Here is an 18308-nt window from a genome sequence, read left to right as displayed (position 1 = left end):
GGCTGGTCCCACGGGGACCTAGCTCCGCCCCCGCATGATCGCCTGCTTGACCTCCGAGATGGCCTTGGTCACCTGGATGCCGCGCGGGCAGGCGTCGGTGCAGTTGAAGGTCGTGCGGCAGCGCCAGACGCCTTCCTTGTCGTTGAGGATGTCGAGGCGCACGTCGGCGGCGTCGTCACGGGAGTCGAAGATGAACCGGTGGGCGTTCACGATCGCGGCCGGGCCGAAGTACTGGCCGTCGGTCCAGAACACCGGGCAGGACGACGTGCACGCGGCGCAGAGGATGCACTTCGTGGTGTCGTCGAAGCGGGCACGGTCGGCGACCGACTGCACGCGCTCCTTGCCGGGCTCCGGGGCCTTCGAGGCCTGCAGGAAGGGCTGGACGTCGCGGAACGACTTGAAGAAGGGCTCCATGTCGACGACGAGGTCCTTCTCCAGCGGCAGGCCCTTGATGGCCTCGACGTAGATCGGCTTCGAGACGTCGAGGTCCTTGATCAGGGTCTTGCACGCCAGGCGGTTGCGGCCGTTGATGCGCATCGCGTCGGACCCGCACACACCGTGTGCGCAGGAGCGACGGAAGGTCAGCGAGCCGTCCTGCTCCCACTTGATCTGGTGCAGGGCGTCGAGGATGCGGTCGGTCGGCAGCATCATGACGTCGAAGTCCTGCCAGCGCGGCTCGTCGTCGACGTCCGGGTCGAAACGCCGGACGATGACGGTGACCCGGAAGGAGCCGGGAGGGGCGGTGGCCGCGTCGGTGCGGGGTGCGTCGGAGACCAGGGTGTCGGTCATCAGTACTTCCTCTCCATCGGCTCGTAGCGCGTCATGACGACGGGCTTCCAGTCGAGCGTGATGTGGTCGTCGGCGAGTGACGAGTGCGGGTCGCCCGTCAGGTAGGCCATGGTGTGCTTCATGTAGTTCTCGTCGTCGCGCTTCGGGAAGTCGTCGCGCATGTGCCCACCGCGGGACTCCTTGCGGTTCCGGGCGGAGTAGACGACGACCTCGGCGAGGTCGAGCAGGAACCCGAGCTCGACGGCCTCGAGCAGCTCGGTGTTGAACCGCTTGCCCTTGTCCTGCACGGAGACGTGCATGAAGCGGTTGCGCAGCGTGTGGATGGTCTCGGTGACGCGTGCCAGGGAGTCGTCGGTGCGGAACACCTGCGCGTTCTTGTCCATCTCCTCCTGCAGCTCCTTGCGGAGCGCCGCGACGCGCTCGGTGCCGGTGGAGGCCCGGAGCTGCTCGAGCATGCCGCGGACGTTCGCCGCGGGGTCCTCGGGCAGGGGGAGGAAGTCGGCCGTCTGGACCCACTCGGCGGCGTTGTTGCCCGAGCGCTTGCCGAAGACGTTGATGTCCAGGAGCGAGTTCGTGCCGAGGCGGTTCGACCCGTGGACCGAGACGCAGGCGCACTCGCCGGCGGCGTACATGCCGGGCACGACGGTGTCGTTGTCGCTGAGGACCTCGGCGTTCGTGTTCGTCGGGATGCCGCCCATGGCGTAGTGCGCGGTCGGCATCACGGGCACCGGCTCGACGACCGGGTCCACGCCGAGGTAGGTGCGGGCGAACTCGGTGATGTCGGGGAGCTTGGTCTCGAGGACCTCGGCGCCGAGGTGGGTGCAGTCGAGCAGCACGTAGTCCTTGTTCGGACCGGCACCACGGCCTTCCGCGACTTCCTGCACCATGCACCTGGCCACGATGTCGCGTGGGGCGAGGTCCTTGATCGTGGGGGCGTAGCGCTCCATGAAGCGCTCACCCGAGGCGTTGCGGAGGATCGCGCCCTCGCCGCGGGCACCCTCGGTCAGCAGGATGCCGAGGCCGGCGAGCCCGGTCGGGTGGAACTGGAAGAACTCCATGTCCTCGAGCGGCAGGCCGGTGCGCCAGACGATGCCGACGCCGTCACCGGTCAGGGTGTGCGCGTTCGAGGTGGTCTTGTACATCTTGCCGAAGCCGCCGGTGGCGAAGATCATCGCCTTCGCGTGGAAGACGTGCAGCTCACCGGTCGAGAGCTCGAACGCGACGACGCCGGCCGGCTGCTTGCGGGTGACGCCGTCCTCGCCGACGACGTCGACCATGATGAGGTCGAGCGCGTAGAACTCGTTGAAGAAGTTCACACCGAGCTTGACGCAGTTCTGGAACAGCGTCTGCAGGATCATGTGGCCGGTGCGGTCGGCGGCGTAGCACGCACGGCGGACCGGGGCCTTGCCGTGGTCGCGGGTGTGCCCACCGAAGCGGCGCTGGTCGATCTTGCCCTCGGGCGTGCGGTTGAACGGCAGGCCCATGTTCTCGAGGTCGATCACCGCGTCGATGGCTTCCTTCGCGAGGATCTCGGCGGCGTCCTGGTCGACCAGGTAGTCGCCGCCCTTGATCGTGTCGAAGGTGTGCCACTCCCAGGAGTCCTCCTCGACGTTGGCGAGCGCCGCCGCCATGCCGCCCTGCGCCGCACCCGTGTGGGAGCGGGTCGGGTAGAGCTTCGAGATCACGGCGGTGTTGGCCTTCGGGCCGGCCTCGATCGCGGCGCGCATGCCGGCGCCTCCTGCGCCGATGATGACGATGTCGAACTGGTGGTGGTGGACGGTGATGTCGGGCACAGGGGTCTTTCGATCGAGAGCGGAGCTGGAGCGGACGGTCGCGCGTGCGGCTACTGGGCCGGGCAGAACGACGGCAGGTCCGCGGCGGCGGCGCCGGCGGGGCACGGGTCGAAGGTCCAGCAGACGAGCGTGCCGAGGACGATGAGCAGCACGCACGCGACCAGGATCGCGACGAGCAGCGTCTTCCGGACGGCGGGCTTCGCCACGTAGTCGTTGACGATGGTGCGCATGCCGTTCGAGCCGTGGATCAGCGCGAGCCACAGCATGAGGGTGTCCCACACCCGCCAGAACGGGTTGGCCCACTTGCCGGCCACGAACGCGAAGTCGATCTGCTTGACGCCCTCGCCGGCGACCATGTTGACGAACAGGTGGCCGAAGATCAGCACGACCAGGAGCACGCCGGAGGCGCGCATGTAGATCCAGCCCCACTTCTCCCAGTTGGTGGTGCGGCGGGCGGCCTCGGGACTGCGAGGAGGAGCGACGGTCTCGGTGGTCATCGGTGGCCCCTGATCAGTTGAAGTCGGCGACGAGGTTCATGAGCTGGCGCGGCAGGAAGCCCGCGATCGCCACGGCCCAGAGGACGAGGACGATCCAGAACATCGCGCGCTGGTACTTCGGCCCCTTGGACCAGAAGTCGACCAGGATGATCCGCAGCCCGTTGAACGCGTGGAAGACGATGGCCATCACGAGGCCGATCTCACCGAGGTTCATGATCGGGGTCTTGTACGTCCCGATGACCGCGTTGTAGGCCTCTGGTGACAGGCGCACGAGCGCGGTGTCGAGGATGTGCACCAGCAGGAAGAAGTAGATCGCGACACCGGTGATCCGGTGCAGGACCCACGACCACATGCCGGTGCTGCCGCGGTAGAGCGTCCCCTGGAAGTTCCGCGGCGCGCGCGGCGCATCGATGGTCACCTGCGGTTCAGCTGTCGCTGTACCTGTGGTCTGCTCGGCCATGAGCTCGCCTTCCGTTGGGACAGGCGCACCGATCGGCGCGCCGTTGCCGTCGTGTTCGTGTGGAACACCTCCCATCCTACGACCGACCGCTGACCTTCTCGTTCCACCCCGCCCGGACGCCGCGGCTCACGCTCGGCGGGACACCGATGTGCCGCGCCGTCTGGTGGTGCGCGAGCAGCTCGTCGCCGACCGCCTCCCACGTCGTGCCCTCGACCCGGAGCCGTCCCGCCGACCCCATCCGCTCGGCCCGGGAGCGGTCGAGGTGCAGGCCGAGGACCGCCGCCCGGAGCCCGTCCACGTCGTCCGGGTCGTACAGCTCGCCGTCGAGCCCCGGGGCGACGAGGTCGAGCGGGCCGCCCGACGCCGGCGCCACGACGGGGAGCCCGGCGGCGTGGGCCTCCTGCAGGGTCTGGCCGAAGGTCTCGGCCGGGCCCGTGTGCACGAACACGTCGAGCGCCGCGTACGCGTCGGCCAGCGCCTCACCGCGGAGCGGCCCGGTGAACGTCACGTCCAGGTGGCGGAGCCGTCGCTCCAGGAACTGCCGGGAGGGTCCGCCTCCTGCGACCACGATCCGGATGCCCGGGACGCCGCCGAGGTCCGCGAGCCGCTCGACCTCCTTCTCCGGTGCCAGCCGGCCCACGTACCCGACGATGGTCTCGCCGTGCGGGGCGATCCGTCGTCGCATCGCACGCACGTGCGCGCTCCGGCGCCGACCCGGGTGGAAGAGGGCGGTGTCGACGCCGCGACCCCACCGCGCGACGCGGGGCACCCCCTCGGCCTCGAGCATCGCGGCGGTGGCGCTCGACGGGGCGAGCGTCAGCGACGCCCCGGCGTGGATGCGACCGAGGATCTTCCGCACCAACGGGACGGTCGCGGTCAGGCCGTTGCGGCGGGCGAACCCGGCCACGTCGGTCTGGAAGACGGCGACGGAGGGGATGCCGAGCCTCCCGGCCGCCGTGATCGCGCGCCCACCGAGCAGGAACGGACTGGCGGCGTGCAGGACGTCGGCGCCGGAGGCGGCGAGGATCGTGTCGAGGACGGGGTGGGGGAGGGCGACCGGGAACTGGCGGTAGGCGACCGCCGGGACCCGGTGGACGTCGAAGGAGCGGTGTCGCTCGATCTCGGTCCGCGACCGGAACTGGGCGAGCCCAGGGGTGTCGGGCGCGATCACGACCGCGCGGTGGCCACGGCGCTCCAGGTGGTCGAGGACCGCCAGGACGCTGGTGGTCACGCCGTTGAGGGTGGGCAGGAAGCTCTCGGTCACGACGGCGACGGTCCGTTGGGACGTGCCGCGCTCCACGCTGCGTGCGTTCATGGCGACTCCGATGCTGCGCGGGCCACGTGTCCTGGCGGGGGGCCTCGACGTGAACGGCGGGCGCGGAGGTGGTGAACGGATGCGGGATCGGTGCGGGAAGCCCCCAGGGTCCTCTCGGGAACACCGATAGGTTGTGGCTGTGGCAGACCCCCTCGACGACTTCTACGCGATCATCCCGGCCGGCGGCATCGGCTCCCGGCTGTGGCCGCTCTCGCGTGCCGACGCCCCCAAGTTCCTGCACGACCTGACCGGGTCGGGCACCTCGCTCCTCCGCCAGACCTGGGACCGACTCGCGCCGCTGGCCGGTGAGTCCCGGATCATGGTGGTCACCGGTCGGGCGCACCGCGTCGCGGTCGAGTCGCAGCTGCCGGGCGTGCAGGACCACAACGTCGTGCTCGAGAGCGAGCCGAAGGACTCCACGGCGGCCATCGGCCTCGCCGCGGCGATCCTGCACCGCCGCGAGCCCGACGTCGTCATCGGCTCCTTCGCCGCCGACCACGTGATCGGTGACGCCAGGGGCTTCCGCCGCTCCGTCGCCGAGGCGGTGGCCGCCGCCCGCGCCGGGTACGTCACCACGATCGGCATCACGCCGTCCGAGCCCGCGATCGGGTTCGGCTACATCCACGTCGGCGCCTCGCTCGGCATCGACTCCGCCCCGCAGGCCCACGCGGTGAGCGCGTTCGTCGAGAAGCCCGACCTGGACACCGCCTCGGCGTACCTGGAGGACGGCAACTACCTCTGGAACGCCGGCATGTTCATCTCCCGCGCCGACGTGCTGCTCGAGGAGATCGGTCGCAACGAGCCGAAGCTGCTCGCCGGCATCGAGGAGCTCGCCGCCGCGTGGGACACCTCGTCGCGCGGTGCCGTCGTGGACGCCGTCTGGCCCGAGCTGAAGAAGATCGCGATCGACTACTCGGTCGCCGAACCCGCGGCCGCCGCCGGTCGCCTCGCCGTGGTCCCCGGGGACTTCGACTGGGACGACGTCGGGGACTTCGCCTCGCTCGCCAAGCTGCAGTCCGGCGGCCTGGCGAACCACCTGGCCGTCCTCGGCGACGGCGCCAGGATCCTCGCGGACTCCTCCAGCGGCATCGTCGTCTCGCACAGCCAGCGCCTCATCTCGCTCATCGGCGTCGAGGACATCGTCGTCGTGGACACCCCTGACGCCCTCCTCGTCACGACGAGCGCGAACGCCCAGCGCGTCAAGGGTGTGGTGGACGCACTGAAGATCAGCGGCCGGGACGACGTCCTGTAGCGCTCCATCACGAAATCTGCGGAATCGGGGTGCGGATCGGGGGTCCGCGTTACGGGCGCGTTACGGCGCGGTCGCGATCCCGTAACCGATCCGCAGGGGGGTCCCGGGGCGTCCTGTACCGGCCAGGCGGTCGTGTACTGTCGCCACGATCGCCCGGTGCGCAGTGACCGGGCCAAGCTCCCCGGAGGAACCCACCCGTGTCATCTCGTACCCGTCAGATCGCCCTGAGCGGTCTCGCGCTCGTCGGCACCGTCGCCGTGCTCGCCGGTTGCTCGGCTGCCCCGTCCAGCACCGCGACGTCGAAGAAGTCCGACTTCCTGCCGTGCATGGTCTCCGACGCCGGCGGCTTCGACGACAAGTCGTTCAACCAGCTCGGCTTCGAGGGCATGAAGGACGCGGCGTCCGACCTCGGCTCCCAGTACAAGAAGGCCGAGTCGAAGGACGCGACCGTCTACGACTCGAACATCCAGCAGCTCGTCACCCAGAACTGCAACCTCGTCGTCACCGTCGGCTTCAACCTCGCCGCGGCGACGAAGAAGCAGGCGGCCGCGAACCCCGACACGAACTTCGCGATCATCGACGACAACTCGATCGACGCGAAGAACGTCAAGCCGATCACGTTCGACACCTCGCAGGCAGCGTTCCTCGCCGGCTACGCGGCGGCGTCCTACTCGAAGACCGGCACCGTCGGCACCTTCGGTGGCATGCAGATCCCGACCGTCACCATCTTCATGGACGGCTTCGCGGACGGCGTCAAGTACTACAACGAGCAGAAGAAGAAGGACGTCAAGGTCGTCGGCTGGGACGAGTCCAGCCAGAAGGGCTCCTTCACCGGTGGCTTCGAGGCCGGCACGCAGGCCAAGTCGGTCGCGCAGTCGCTCCTCGACCAGGACGCCGACGTGATCCTGCCCGTCGGTGGCCCGATCTACCAGAGCGCCGCAGAGGCCATCAAGGACGCCGACAACGGCTCCGTGCTGGTCGGTGCGGACAGCGACCTCTACGAGGCCGACCCCCGCTACAAGGACATCGCCTTCACCTCGGTGGAGAAGGGCATGAAGCCCGCGACGAAGGACGTCGTCGAGCAGGCCGCCAAGGGCGACTTCTCGAAGACCCCGTACGTCGGCACGCTGAAGAACGACGGCGTCGGCATCGCCCCCTTCCACGACTACGAGTCGAAGGTCGACAAGGGCCTGCAGGGCGAGCTGGACACGATCAAATCCGGCATCATCGACGGCTCGATCAAGGTCGCCACGAAGGCGACCGTCAAGTAGCACGACCGGTGCGGGCGGGGGATCACTCCTCCGCCCGCATTCGTGCGCTCCGCACCACCCGCGACAGGAACAGTGAAGACCCGACATGAAGCTCGAACTCCGTGACATCACGAAGCGGTTCGGCCCCCTGGTGGCGAACGACCACATCTCCATCACCGTCGAACCCGGCGAGGTCCACTGCCTGCTCGGCGAGAACGGTGCCGGCAAGTCGACGCTGATGAACGTCCTCTACGGCATGTACCAGGCCGACGAGGGCGAGATCCTGCTGGACGACGTCGTCCAGGCGTTCGACGGCCCCGGCGACGCGATGCGCGCGGGCATCGGCATGGTGCACCAGCACTTCATGCTCGTCCCGGTGTTCACGGTCGCCGAGAACGTGATGCTCGGACAAGAGGAGACGGCGTTCGGCGGCCGCCTCGACCTGGCCGGCGCACGCAAGCGGGTCCGCGAGATCTCCGAGCGCTTCGGCTTCGACGTCGACCCCGACGCGCGGGTCGAGGACCTGCCCGTCGGCGTGCAGCAGCGCGTGGAGATCATCAAGGCGCTGTCCCGCGACGCCTCCGTGCTGGTGTTCGACGAGCCCACGGCCGTCCTCACCCCGCAGGAGACCGACGAGCTGATGGGCATCATGCGCCAGCTCCGCGAGGCGGGCACCGCCATCGTCTTCATCACCCACAAGCTCCGCGAGGTCCGCGAGGTCGCGGACCGCATCACCGTGATCCGGCTCGGCAAGGTCGTCGGCGAGGCCTCGCCCACCGCGTCCAACGGCGAGCTCGCCGCGCTCATGGTCGGCCGCAGCGTCTCGCTCGTCGTCGACAAGACCCCGGCGACCGCGGGCGAGGACGCCCTGGTCGTCGAGCACGTCACCGTGACCGACCCGTCCGGCATCGTGCTCGTCGACGACGTCTCGTTCACCGTCCGTCGCGGCGAGGTCCTGGCGATCGCGGGTGTGCAGGGCAACGGGCAGACCGAGCTCACCGAGGCGATCATGGGCCTCGAGCCCGTCCGCTCCGGCCACATCGTGCTCGACGGCCGCGAGGTCACCGGGCGCAGCGTCAAGCAGATCCTCGACGCCGGCGTCGGGTTCGTCCCGGAGGACCGGAAGGAGGACGGCCTGGTCGGCGAGTTCACCATCGCGGAGAACCTCATGCTCGACCGCGCCGACTCCGTCGAGTTCGTCCGCGCCGGCACGATCCGGGCCGCGGAGCGCGACACCTTCGCCGACGAGAAGATCGCCGAGTTCGACATCCGGACGCCCGGTCGCACCACCGCGGCCGGTCGGCTGTCCGGCGGCAACCAGCAGAAGATCGTCCTGGCCCGCGAACTCAGCCGTGACCTGCGCCTGTTCGTCGCCGCCCAGCCCACCCGTGGCATCGACGTCGGTTCGATCGAGTTCGTGCACAAGCGCATCGTCGCGACGCGCGACACCGGCGTCCCGGTGATCGTCGTCTCCACCGAGCTCGACGAGGTCGTCGCGCTCGCCGACCGGATCGCCGTGATGTACCGCGGTGCGATCGTCGGCATCGTCCCGGCGACCACGCCGCGCGACGTCCTCGGACTCATGATGGCGGGCGAACTGCCCGCGGGAACGGAGCTCGCCGCGTGAGCGACACCACGCCGCAGCACGGGGGCACCACGCCGCCGTCCGACAGCAGCACCCCCATCGACGGCACGACCGACGGCAGCGTCGGCACCCCGGCGTCCGACGGCAGCGTCGGCACCCCCGTCTCCGACGACCGCCTGCAGGACGTCGTCGCGGGCGCCCCGCACCTGATGACCGACTCGGCCACCGACAGCGAGCGCCGTGAAGGCCGCTGGAGCGACGCCATGCAGAGCATCGTGAACGGCTCGGTCCTGACGACCGTGCTCGCGGTGGTCCTGGCACTCGTCGCGAGCGGCATCCTCATCGCCCTCACCGACAAGGACGTACAGGCCGCCGCCGGGTACTTCTTCGCCCGCCCGATGGACACCCTGCGCGCGGTCGGCTCGGCGGTCGGCGGGTCCTACGCGTCGCTCTTCCAGGGCTCGGTCATCAACTTCGGCGCCCCGACGGCCGCCGCAGCCATCGCGCCGATCACCCGCTCGGTGGACTACGCCGTGCCGCTCGTCGTCGCCGGACTCGGCGTCGCCGTGGCGTTCCGCGCCGGCCTGTTCAACATCGGCGGCCAGGGGCAGATCCTCATCGCCGCCGGTACCGCCGGCTGGGTCGGGTTCTCCTTCGACCTGCCGGCCGCCGTGCACATCCCGCTCACGATCCTCGCCGGCATCGTCGGCGGTGCCGTCTGGGCCGGGATCGTCGGGCTGATCAAGGCCAGGACCGGTGCCAACGAGGTCGTCCTGACGATCATGTTGAACTACGTCGCGCTCTACCTGCTCGCCTTCGCCCTGCGGACTCCCGGGCTCCTGCAGGCCGGCGGCAGCCCGAACCCGATCTCCCCGGCGACGAAGGACAGCGCACTGCTGCCCGGGCTCTTCGGTCCGCGCTTCGGGATCAACGTCGGCTTCCTCGTGGCGATCGCTGCGGTGATCGTCGTGTGGTGGCTGCTCAACAAGTCCTCGCTCGGCTTCCGCTTCCGGACCATCGGCGAGAACCCGCGTGCGGCTCGCGTCGCCGGCATGAGCGTGCCCCGCCTGACCATCTGGGTGCTGGTGATCTCCGGCGGGCTCATCGGCATCGCCGGCGCCTACCAGGTGGAGGGCGCCGTCACGACCGGGTTCACCTCGGGCATCGACGCCGGCATCGGCTTCGACGCGATCACCGTCGCGCTCCTCGGCCGCTCCAAGCCGTGGGGCACCTTCTGGGCGGCGATCCTGTTCGGCGTGCTGAAGAACGGCGGCTACGCCATGCAGGCCGCCAACAGCATCCCGATCGACATCGTCGACGTCATCCAGGCCCTCATCGTCCTCTTCATCGCGGCCCCGCCGCTCGTCCGCGCGATCTTCCGGATCCCGCAGCCGGGCGCCCGTCGACGCACCAAGCAGCCCAGCAAGCGGAAGGCGGTCGCCGCGTGAGCACCCTCAGCCCCACCGCGGTCCCGTCGGCCCCCGTCGCCGACCGAGCCGTCGAGACCACCAGGAGCTGGAAGGCCCCGATCGCGTTCGCGGTGTTCACCGTGCTCGCCGTGGTCCTGTTCCTCGTCGTCAGCCGGAGCGGCACGACGACGTTCCGGCTCGCCAACCCCGGCGACTTCGTCCAGCTGCCCGACGTCGGCCTGCCGTCCGTCGCGACCGGTGTCGTCGTCGTCGTGCTGCTCGCCCTCGCCACGGCCGCGTCGTTCCTCCTGGTCTCGCGGTCCCGCCCGGTGCCCCTCTGGCTGACGAGCGTCTTCGCCGTCCTGTTCGTGATCGGGTTCCTGACGTGGGCCGCCGCGGGCAGGACCATCCCGCTGCCCGGCCTGCTCGTCGGTGCGATCGGTCTCAGCGTCCCGCTCGTGTTCGGTGCCCTCGGCGGCGTCATCTCCGAGCGCGTCGGCGTCGTGAACATCGCGATCGAGGGCCAGTTCCTCGCCGGTGCCTTCACCTCGGCGCTCATCGCCTCGCTGACCGGCTCCGCGTGGGTCGGCCTGGTCGGTGCCCTCGTCGCCGGCGTGCTGGTGTCGTTCGTCCTCGCGGCGTTCAGCATCAAGTACCTCGTCGACCAGGTCATCGTCGGTGTCGTCATCAACGCGTTCATCTCCGGCCTGACCGGCTTCCTGTACTCGCAGGTGCTGTCGCCGGACGAGGAGCGCCTCAACGTCGGCGTGACCTTCCCGCGCTTCGAGATCCCCGTGCTCCACCAGATCCCGGTGATCGGTCCGGTCTTCTTCGAGCAGACCGTCATCGTCTACCTGGCGTACGTGGCCGTCGCGGTCGTCACCTTCGCGCTGTTCAAGACCCGCTGGGGCCTGCGCCTCCGCGCAGTCGGCGAGCACCCGGAAGCGGCGGACACCGTCGGCATCAACGTGACCGGCACGCGGTTCTGGAACGTCTCGCTCGCCGGCGCGATCGCCGGCCTCGGCGGTGCGTACTTCACGCTCGACGCCGTCGGACCGTTCACGAAGGACATGACCGACGGCGCCGGCTACATCGCGCTGGCGGCGGTCATCTTCGGACGCTGGGACCCGGTGCGGGCCACCCTCGCGGCGCTGCTGTTCGGCTTCGCGTCCAACCTGCAGAACACGCTCGGGGCGATCAACTCGCCGGTGCCGAGCGAGTTCCTGCTGATGCTGCCGTACGTCGTCACGATCTTCGCGGTGGCCGGCCTGGTGGGCCAGTCGCGGGGACCGGCGGCCGCCGGCAAGCCCTACTTCAAGAGCTAGCCCCGCGCTCGCACGACACCGGTGTCGCGGGGTCGCGCCGCGGACGTCCGCGGCTCGTCCACGCAACACCGGTGTCGTGCAGCGAGACACCACCACCACCACCACGAACCACCACCACGAACCACCAGCACGAACCACCACCGAACAGGAGGCCCGGCACATGACCGACACCAACGCTGCGGGTGACCAGGGGGTCACCACCGACCCGACGACCGGCGAGCCGTCCTGGACCGACCCGGCCACGAGCCTCCCGTCCGACCCGGACACCGTGATCGACGCGAGCGTCGGCGTGGACTGGACCGCCCTGCGGGAGGCCGCGACGACCGCCATGGGGCGGGCGTACGCGCCGTACTCGTCGTTCCCGGTGGGGGCTGCCGCGCTCACCGACGACGGTCGGATCGTCTCCGGCTGCAACATCGAGAACGCCTCGTACGGGGTCACGCTCTGCGCCGAGTGCTCGCTCGTGTCGCAGCTGCACATGACCGGTGGCGGCAAGCTCGTCGCGTTCACCTGCGTGGACGGCGACGGCGCGACGCTCATGCCGTGCGGGCGCTGCCGCCAGCTGCTGTTCGAGCACTCGGCCGAGGGCATGCTGCTCGAGACCGTCTCCGGCATCCGCACCATCGACGAGGTGCTGCCCGACGCGTTCGGGCCGCGCACCCTCGTCACCTACCAGCAGGAGCACTGAGCATGGCCGTCGAGCCGTTCGACACCGTCGACCTCATCCGCACGAAGCGCTCCGGCGACACGCTGAGCACCGCCGAGATCGACTGGCTGGTGGACGCGTACACCCGTGGCTACGTCGAGGACCCGCAGATGGCGGCGTTCGCGATGGCGGTCTTCCTGAACGGGATGGACCGCCGCGAGGTCAAGGACCTGACGCTCGCGATGATCGCGTCGGGCGAGCGGATGTCGTTCGGCTCGCTCGGCAAGACCACCGTCGACAAGCACTCCACCGGCGGGGTCGGCGACAAGATCACGTTGCCGCTGGCACCCCTCGTGGCGTCGTTCGGCGTCGCCGTGCCGCAGCTGTCCGGGCGCGGGCTCGGCCACACCGGCGGCACGCTCGACAAGCTCGAGTCGATCCCGGGGTGGCAGGCGTCCATCTCGAACGAGCGCATGATGTCGGTGCTCTCCGACGTCGGCGCGGTCATCTGCGCCGCGGGCTCCGGCCTGGCGCCCGCGGACAAGAAGCTCTACGCGCTCCGCGACATCACGGGCACCGTCGAGTGCATCCCGCTCATCGCGTCGAGCATCATGTCGAAGAAGATCGCCGAGGGCACGGGCGCGCTCGTCCTCGACGTGAAGTTCGGGTCCGGGGCGTTCATGCCCTCGTACGAGGCTTCGCGGGAACTCGCGCAGACCATGGTCGACCTCGGCACCGACGCCGGCGTGGCCACCTCGGCGCTGTTGACCGACATGGAGGTCCCGCTCGGGCTGACCATCGGCAACGCGCTCGAGGTCCGCGAGTCGGTCGCGGTCCTGGAGGGCGGGGGACCGGCCGACGTCGTCGCGCTGACCGTCGCGCTCGCGACCGAGATGCTGACGCTCGCCGGCCTGCCGGACGCCGACCCGGCCGCCGCGCTGGCGGACGGGCGTGCGATGGACACCTGGCGCCGGATGATCGCGGCGCAGGGCGGCGACCCGGACGCGGCGCTGCCGGTCGCGCGCGAGCAGCACGTCGTCACGGCGCCCGCCTCCGGGGTGCTCGCCACCCAGGACGCGCTGCCGTTCGGCATCGCGGCCTGGAGGCTCGGTGCGGGTCGTGCGCGCGCGCAGGACCCGGTGCAGGCCGGCGCCGGCATCGAGCTCCACGCCAAGCCGGGCGACACCGTGACCGAGGGGCAGCCGCTCTGGACGCTGCACACCGACGAGCCGTCGCGGTTCGAGCGGGCGCTGGAGTCGCTCGAGGGTGCGTGGTCGATCGGTGCGTCGGCCGAGCCGCGCGGGCCGATCGTGCGGGAGCGCATCCAGGGCTAGGGCTGGGCGGTCCGTGCTGGGCGGTCCGCGCGGGCGGTGCGTGCTGGGCGCGTGTTCGGCCAGGGGATAGCCTTGGCTCCATGAGCGCCGACGACGCCCCCACGTACCGACTGCCCGACGCGGGTGCCGTGATCAACGACCTGCCGAAGGTCTCGCTGCACGACCACCTCGACGGCGGACTCCGCCCCACCACGATCATCGAGCTCGCCGACTCGGCGGGCGTCACGCTCCCGACCACGGACCCGGTCGAGCTCGGACAGTGGTTCGCCGACCAGGCCGACTCCGGCTCGCTCGTCGAGTACCTCAAGACGTTCGACGTGACCACGAGCGTGATGCAGACGGCGCACGGCCTGACGCGCGTCGCCCGTGACTTCGTCGAGGACCTCATCGCCGACGGCGTCGTCTACGGCGAGGTCCGCTGGGCACCCGAGCAGCACCTGCAGGGTGGGCTGAGCCTCGACGAGACGGTCGAGGCCGTGCAGGCCGGCATCGAGGAAGCGGTCGACGCCGCCGGCGGAGCGATCCGCGTCGGGCAGCTCGTCACCGCGATGCGCCACGCGGACCGGTCCCTCGAGATCGCCGAGCTGGCCGTCCGGCACCGCGACCACGGCGTCGTCGGGTTCGACATCGCCGGTGCCGAGGCGGGCTTCCCCGCGTCGAACCACCGCGCGGCGTTCGACTACCTGGCATCCGAGCTGTTCCCCGTCACCGTGCACGCTGGCGAGGCCGACGGGCTCGCGTCGATCCGTTCGGCGCTCGTCGACGGTCGCGCGCTCCGCCTCGGACACGGGGTGCGGTTGTTCGAGGACGTCCAGCTCTCCGACGGCGGCGACGGCTCCACGCTCGCCTCCCTCGGCGAGATCGCGTCGTGGGTGCGCGACCGCGAGATCCCGCTCGAGCTCTCGCCGTCCTCGAACCTGCAGACCGGCGCCATCGCGGCGTGGGGCGACGACCTCGCCGACCACCCGTTCGACGTGCTGTACCAGCTCGGGTTCCGCGTCACGGTGAACACCGACAACCGCCTGATGAGCAACACGACGCTGACGAAGGAGCTCGCGCTCCTGGCCGGCACCTTCGGCTACGACCTCGACGACCTCGCCGCGTTCCAGATCAACGCGGCGCTCGGCTCGTTCCTGCCGCTGGAGGACCGCGAGGAGATCATCGCCCTCATCACCGCCGGGTACGCGGAGGCCTGATCGCGATGGGCCTGCCGCCGCTGTCCGACGACGCCGTCGTGCTCGGGGCGTCCGCGCCGTCGTGGCGTGACGCGCTCCGGTTGGCCGGCGGCGCCCTCGTGCGGTCCGGCGCCACGACCGACGCCTACACGGACGCCATGGTCGCGATGGTCGAGGAGCACGGCCCGTACATCGTCATCTCGCCGGGCCTGGCGTTCGCGCACGCCCGTCCGGGGGACTCGGTCCTCCGGGACGGGCTGTCCGTGGTGACGCTCGCGCAGCCCGTGGCGTTCGGCCACCCGCACAACGACCCCGTCGACGTCGTCCTCGGGCTCGCGGTGGCGGGCGTGGGGACGCACCTCGAGTCGATCGGTGCGATCGCGAACCTGTTCAACGACGCCACGGTGACCTCGCGTCTGGCCGCGGCGAGGACGCCGGACGAGGTCCGGGAGATCATGGGAGTGTCGGCGTGAAGATCGTGACCATCTGCGGCGCGGGGATCGGCTCCAGCGCCATCCTCAAGGTGAACGCCGAGAAGGCGCTGGCGACGCTCGGGCTGTCGGCCGAGGTCGTCGCCGCCGACGTCGCGTCCGTCCGCGAGGTCTCCGACGACGCCAACGTGATCCTCACGTCGCAGGAGTTCGTCGAGGCCATCGGGACGACCTACGCCGAGGTCATCGTCATCCGGAACCACTTCGACCAGAGCGAGATCACGGCGGCCGTGGAGAGGTCCCTGGGGGAGTCACCGGCCCCGTAGCATTGCCCCATGGCCAGCACGAACCCGCTCAACGACCCCTCCGTCGACCCGTTCGACGTCGCCCGTGACGCTGCGGCGGTGATCGCCGAGCAGTCCGGCATCGACCGCCACGACATCGCCCTGACGCTCGGGTCCGGGTGGGGCAAGGCCGCCGACCTCATCGGCGAGACCGTCTCCGAGATCCCCGCGTCGGACGTCCCCGGGTTCAGTGCGTCCGCGGTCCCCGGGCACTCGGGGACGGTGCGCTCGATCCGCCTCGCGGACGGCCGGCACGCCCTCGTGATCGGCGCGCGGACCCACTACTACGAAGGCCACGGCGTGCGTCGGGTCGTGCACAGCGTGCGCACCGCGGCGGCGACCGGTGCCACGACGATGGTGCTCACGAACGGCGCCGGCGGCATCAAGGAGACCTGGACTCCCGGCACGCCCGTGCTCATCAGCGACCACATCAACCTGACGGCGGACAGCCCGCTCGAAGGCGCCACGTTCATCGACCTCACCGACCTGTACTCGGCACGGCTGCGGGCGGTCGCCAAGCAGGTGGACCCGTCCCTCGACGAGGGCGTCTACACCCAGTTCCGCGGCCCGCACTACGAGACCCCGGCCGAGGTCCAGATGGCCAAGGCGATCGGCGGGCACATCGTCGGCATGTCCACCGCGCTCGAGGCCATCGCGGCCCGGCAGACCGGCATGGAGGTCCTCGGGTTCTCCCTCATCACGAACCTCGCCGCCGGCATCCAGACGACGCCGCTGTCCCACGCCGAGGTGCTCGAGGCCGGGCGCATCGCCGAGCCCGTGATCGCGGACCTGCTCGCCCGGGTGGTGGCGGCACTGTGAGCCCGTCCACGGGTGTGGACGCCTCGGGCAGCGCCGGCACGCTCGACGTCGCGCGTGCCTGGCTGGCGCAGGACCGGGACCCGGAGACCCGCGCCGAGCTCGACGCCGTCGTCACGGCCGCTGCCAGCGGAGACGCCGCGGCACTCGCGCAGCTCAAGGAACGCTTCGCCGGACGCCTGCAGTTCGGCACCGCCGGGCTCCGCGCCGAACTCGGGTGGGGTCCGCTGCGGATGAACCGTGTGGTCGTCACGCAGGCGGCAGCGGGGCTCGCCCGGTTCCTCGTCGACACCGGTCGGCAGCGCAGCGTCGTCATCGGCTACGACGGCCGCGTGAACTCGGACGTCTTCGCCCGTGACTCGGCCGAGGTCATGCGCGGCCTCGGGCTCGACGTCACCCTGCTGCCCACCGCCCTGCCGACCCCCGTGCTGGCGTTCGCGGTGCGGCACCTCGACGTGGGCGCCGGGGTCATGGTCACAGCGAGCCACAACCCGCCGCGGGACAACGGCTACAAGGTGTACCTGGGCGGCGACGACGCCGGCTCCCAGATCGTCCCGCCGGTCGACGCCGAGATCGCCGCGGCGATCGACGCCGTCGCAGCGGGCTCGATCAGTGACCTGCCCCGCGAGACCGACCACACCGTCGCCGACGACGCGCTGGTCGACGCCTACGTGGCCGCCACGGCCGCGACCGTCGGCGCGCCGGCGCTCCCGGCCGCCGAGCAGCCCTCCGTGGTCTACACGGCCATGCACGGCGTCGGGTGGCAGACCGCGAAGGCCGTGTTCGCCGCCGCCGGGTTCGCCGAGCCCGCGGTCGTCCCCGAACAGATCGACCCGGACGGCGCGTTCCCCACGGTGGCGTTCCCGAACCCCGAAGAGCCGGGCGCCATGGACCTGGCGATCGCCCGCGGTGTCGCCGTCGGCGCGGACCTCGTCATCGCGAACGACCCCGACGCCGACCGCCTGGCGCTGGCGATCCCGTCCGGCGACTCCTACCGCCGGCTCTCCGGCAACGAGGTCGGGTGGCTCCTCGGCTGGCGGGCTGCCGCACGTGCGGCCGAGGCCGGTCAGACCGGCACCCTGTCGGCGTCGATCGTGTCGTCGCCCGCGCTGGCACGGGTCGCCGCACGCTACGGTCTGCAGCACCGGGACACCCTGACCGGCTTCAAGTGGGTCTCCCGCGTGCCTGACCTGCTGTTCGGGTACGAAGAGGCGCTCGGCTACCTCGTGGACCCGCAGGTCGTGCGCGACAAGGACGGCATCTCGGCGGCGCTGTCGCTGCTCGACCTCGCGACGGAGCTCGCGGCGTCCGGGTCGACCATCGCCGACCAGCTCGATGCCTTCGCGGCCCAGTTCGGGGCCTTCGCATCCGGGCAGGTCGCCACCCGCGTGGACGACCTGTCGCGCATCGGGGAGGTCATGGCTGCGCTGCGGTCCTCGCCGCCGACCACCCTCGGGCCGCTCGACGTCCTCGCGACGACGGACTACGCCGCCGGCGTGCAGGGCTTCCCGCCGTCGGACATCCTGCGCTACGACCTCAGCGGCGACGCACGGGTGATCGTCCGCCCGAGCGGGACCGAGCCCAAGGTGAAGGTCTACATCGACACCGTCGCTGCGACCTCCGCCGAGGCCCAGTCCCTCGTCGACGCCCTCGCCGAGGCGATCCGCCCCCGCGTCTCGTAGCGGTCGGCGCCGCCGCCTCGGGAGTACGCCCGCCCCGCCCGCCGCCCGCCGCTGTTCTGCGCGCCACGGTTCTGCCTCGCAAAACACCGGTGTTCAGCAGTCGCGCCGCAGTTGTTCGCGGCTCGGCTGCCGAACACCGGTGTCTTGCGAGGCCGGCGGCGCGTGGCGTAGTCCTCCACAACGGGGATCACGGGCCGCTCCTCCC

At 70.8% G+C, this 18308-nt stretch carries 17 protein-coding genes; 12 read left to right on the top strand and 5 right to left on the bottom strand.

Annotated elements, in window-relative coordinates:
- Nucleotides 1–18 precede the first annotated feature (18 nt).
- From ITJ68_RS14150 to ITJ68_RS14130, 5 genes are all read right to left on the bottom strand, one after another.
- Nucleotides 19–789, bottom strand: a complete 771-nt coding sequence (locus ITJ68_RS14150; protein WP_194662071.1) for a succinate dehydrogenase iron-sulfur subunit — start codon at nucleotides 787–789, stop codon at nucleotides 19–21.
- On the bottom strand, nucleotides 789–2582 hold the full coding sequence (gene sdhA / locus ITJ68_RS14145; protein ID WP_194662069.1) for a succinate dehydrogenase flavoprotein subunit: 1794 nt from the start codon (nucleotides 2580–2582) through the stop codon (nucleotides 789–791). The genes ITJ68_RS14150 and sdhA overlap by 1 nt, the downstream gene beginning before the upstream one ends.
- Before the next feature lie 50 nt (nucleotides 2583–2632).
- Complete coding sequence (gene sdhD / locus ITJ68_RS14140; RefSeq protein ID WP_194662067.1) at nucleotides 2633–3079, bottom strand: succinate dehydrogenase, hydrophobic membrane anchor protein; 447 nt, start codon at nucleotides 3077–3079, stop codon at nucleotides 2633–2635.
- A 13-nt stretch (nucleotides 3080–3092) separates the two neighbouring features.
- Complete coding sequence (gene sdhC, locus ITJ68_RS14135) at nucleotides 3093–3539, bottom strand: succinate dehydrogenase, cytochrome b556 subunit (RefSeq protein WP_194630015.1); 447 nt, start codon at nucleotides 3537–3539, stop codon at nucleotides 3093–3095.
- Between the two features lie 76 nt (nucleotides 3540–3615).
- A complete protein-coding gene (locus ITJ68_RS14130) occupies nucleotides 3616–4854 on the bottom strand; it encodes a glycosyltransferase family 4 protein (RefSeq protein WP_228505641.1) in 1239 nt (412 codons plus the stop codon).
- A gap of 139 nt (nucleotides 4855–4993) precedes the next feature.
- On the opposite strand from ITJ68_RS14130, the gene ITJ68_RS14125 reads away from it, so the two are divergent.
- The 12 genes from ITJ68_RS14125 (at nucleotide 4994) to ITJ68_RS14070 (ending at nucleotide 18103) form a co-directional block, all read left to right on the top strand.
- Nucleotides 4994–6106, top strand: a complete 1113-nt coding sequence (locus ITJ68_RS14125) for a mannose-1-phosphate guanylyltransferase (RefSeq protein WP_194662065.1) — start codon at nucleotides 4994–4996, stop codon at nucleotides 6104–6106.
- Between the two features lie 197 nt (nucleotides 6107–6303).
- A complete protein-coding gene (locus ITJ68_RS14120; protein WP_194662063.1) occupies nucleotides 6304–7377 on the top strand; it encodes a BMP family lipoprotein in 1074 nt (357 codons plus the stop codon).
- 85 nt (nucleotides 7378–7462) lie between these two features.
- Nucleotides 7463–8983 carry an ABC transporter ATP-binding protein gene (locus ITJ68_RS14115; protein ID WP_194662062.1) on the top strand — a complete coding sequence of 507 codons (1521 nt, stop codon included), beginning with the start codon at nucleotides 7463–7465 and terminating at the stop codon, nucleotides 8981–8983.
- Entirely contained in the window at nucleotides 8980–10389 is a 1410-nt protein-coding gene (locus ITJ68_RS14110; protein ID WP_416354652.1) for an ABC transporter permease, read from the top strand. Before ITJ68_RS14115 ends, ITJ68_RS14110 begins: the two co-directional genes overlap by 4 nt.
- Entirely contained in the window at nucleotides 10386–11675 is a 1290-nt protein-coding gene (locus ITJ68_RS14105) for an ABC transporter permease (RefSeq protein WP_194662060.1), read from the top strand. The genes ITJ68_RS14110 and ITJ68_RS14105 overlap by 4 nt, the downstream gene beginning before the upstream one ends.
- A gap of 160 nt (nucleotides 11676–11835) precedes the next feature.
- On the top strand, nucleotides 11836–12363 hold the full coding sequence (locus tag ITJ68_RS14100) for a cytidine deaminase (protein ID WP_194662058.1): 528 nt from the start codon (nucleotides 11836–11838) through the stop codon (nucleotides 12361–12363).
- 2 nt (nucleotides 12364–12365) lie between these two features.
- The gene (locus ITJ68_RS14095) at nucleotides 12366–13655 is read left to right on the top strand and encodes a thymidine phosphorylase (RefSeq protein WP_194662057.1); all 1290 of its coding nucleotides are present in this window, start codon (nucleotides 12366–12368) and stop codon (nucleotides 13653–13655) included.
- An 80-nt stretch (nucleotides 13656–13735) separates the two neighbouring features.
- Nucleotides 13736–14851: an adenosine deaminase gene (locus ITJ68_RS14090; protein WP_194662055.1), complete on the top strand. Its 1116-nt coding sequence runs from the start codon at nucleotides 13736–13738 to the stop codon at nucleotides 14849–14851.
- A gap of 5 nt (nucleotides 14852–14856) precedes the next feature.
- Entirely contained in the window at nucleotides 14857–15303 is a 447-nt protein-coding gene (locus tag ITJ68_RS14085; RefSeq protein ID WP_194662053.1) for a PTS sugar transporter subunit IIA, read from the top strand.
- The gene (locus ITJ68_RS14080) at nucleotides 15300–15587 is read left to right on the top strand and encodes a PTS sugar transporter subunit IIB (RefSeq protein WP_194662051.1); all 288 of its coding nucleotides are present in this window, start codon (nucleotides 15300–15302) and stop codon (nucleotides 15585–15587) included. Before ITJ68_RS14085 ends, ITJ68_RS14080 begins: the two co-directional genes overlap by 4 nt.
- 9 nt (nucleotides 15588–15596) lie before the next feature.
- Nucleotides 15597–16424 (top strand): purine-nucleoside phosphorylase, encoded by an 828-nt coding sequence (locus ITJ68_RS14075; protein ID WP_194662049.1) that lies wholly within the window; start codon nucleotides 15597–15599, stop codon nucleotides 16422–16424.
- The gene (locus ITJ68_RS14070; protein ID WP_194662047.1) at nucleotides 16421–18103 is read left to right on the top strand and encodes a phospho-sugar mutase; all 1683 of its coding nucleotides are present in this window, start codon (nucleotides 16421–16423) and stop codon (nucleotides 18101–18103) included. The genes ITJ68_RS14075 and ITJ68_RS14070 overlap by 4 nt, the downstream gene beginning before the upstream one ends.
- Nucleotides 18104–18308 lie beyond the last annotated feature (205 nt).

This window comes from Curtobacterium sp. VKM Ac-1395 (genome assembly GCF_015350975.1).
Lineage (GTDB): Bacteria > Actinomycetota > Actinomycetes > Actinomycetales > Microbacteriaceae > Curtobacterium.
This window is presented reverse-complemented; position numbering and strand designations above follow the sequence as displayed.

Coding starts and splice junctions, on each gene's coding strand:
- ITJ68_RS14150 (WP_194662071.1), bottom strand. CDS start 789: ATGACCGACACCCTGGTCTCCGACGCACCCCGCACCGACGCGGCCACC.
- sdhD (WP_194662067.1), bottom strand. CDS start 3,079: ATGACCACCGAGACCGTCGCTCCTCCTCGCAGTCCCGAGGCCGCCCGC.
- sdhC (WP_194630015.1), bottom strand. CDS start 3,539: ATGGCCGAGCAGACCACAGGTACAGCGACAGCTGAACCGCAGGTGACC.
- ITJ68_RS14130 (WP_228505641.1), bottom strand. CDS start 4,854: ATGAACGCACGCAGCGTGGAGCGCGGCACGTCCCAACGGACCGTCGCC.
- ITJ68_RS14115 (WP_194662062.1), top strand. CDS start 7,463: ATGAAGCTCGAACTCCGTGACATCACGAAGCGGTTCGGCCCCCTGGTG.
- ITJ68_RS14100 (WP_194662058.1), top strand. CDS start 11,836: ATGACCGACACCAACGCTGCGGGTGACCAGGGGGTCACCACCGACCCG.
- ITJ68_RS14095 (WP_194662057.1), top strand. CDS start 12,366: ATGGCCGTCGAGCCGTTCGACACCGTCGACCTCATCCGCACGAAGCGC.
- ITJ68_RS14090 (WP_194662055.1), top strand. CDS start 13,736: ATGAGCGCCGACGACGCCCCCACGTACCGACTGCCCGACGCGGGTGCC.
- ITJ68_RS14085 (WP_194662053.1), top strand. CDS start 14,857: ATGGGCCTGCCGCCGCTGTCCGACGACGCCGTCGTGCTCGGGGCGTCC.
- ITJ68_RS14075 (WP_194662049.1), top strand. CDS start 15,597: ATGGCCAGCACGAACCCGCTCAACGACCCCTCCGTCGACCCGTTCGAC.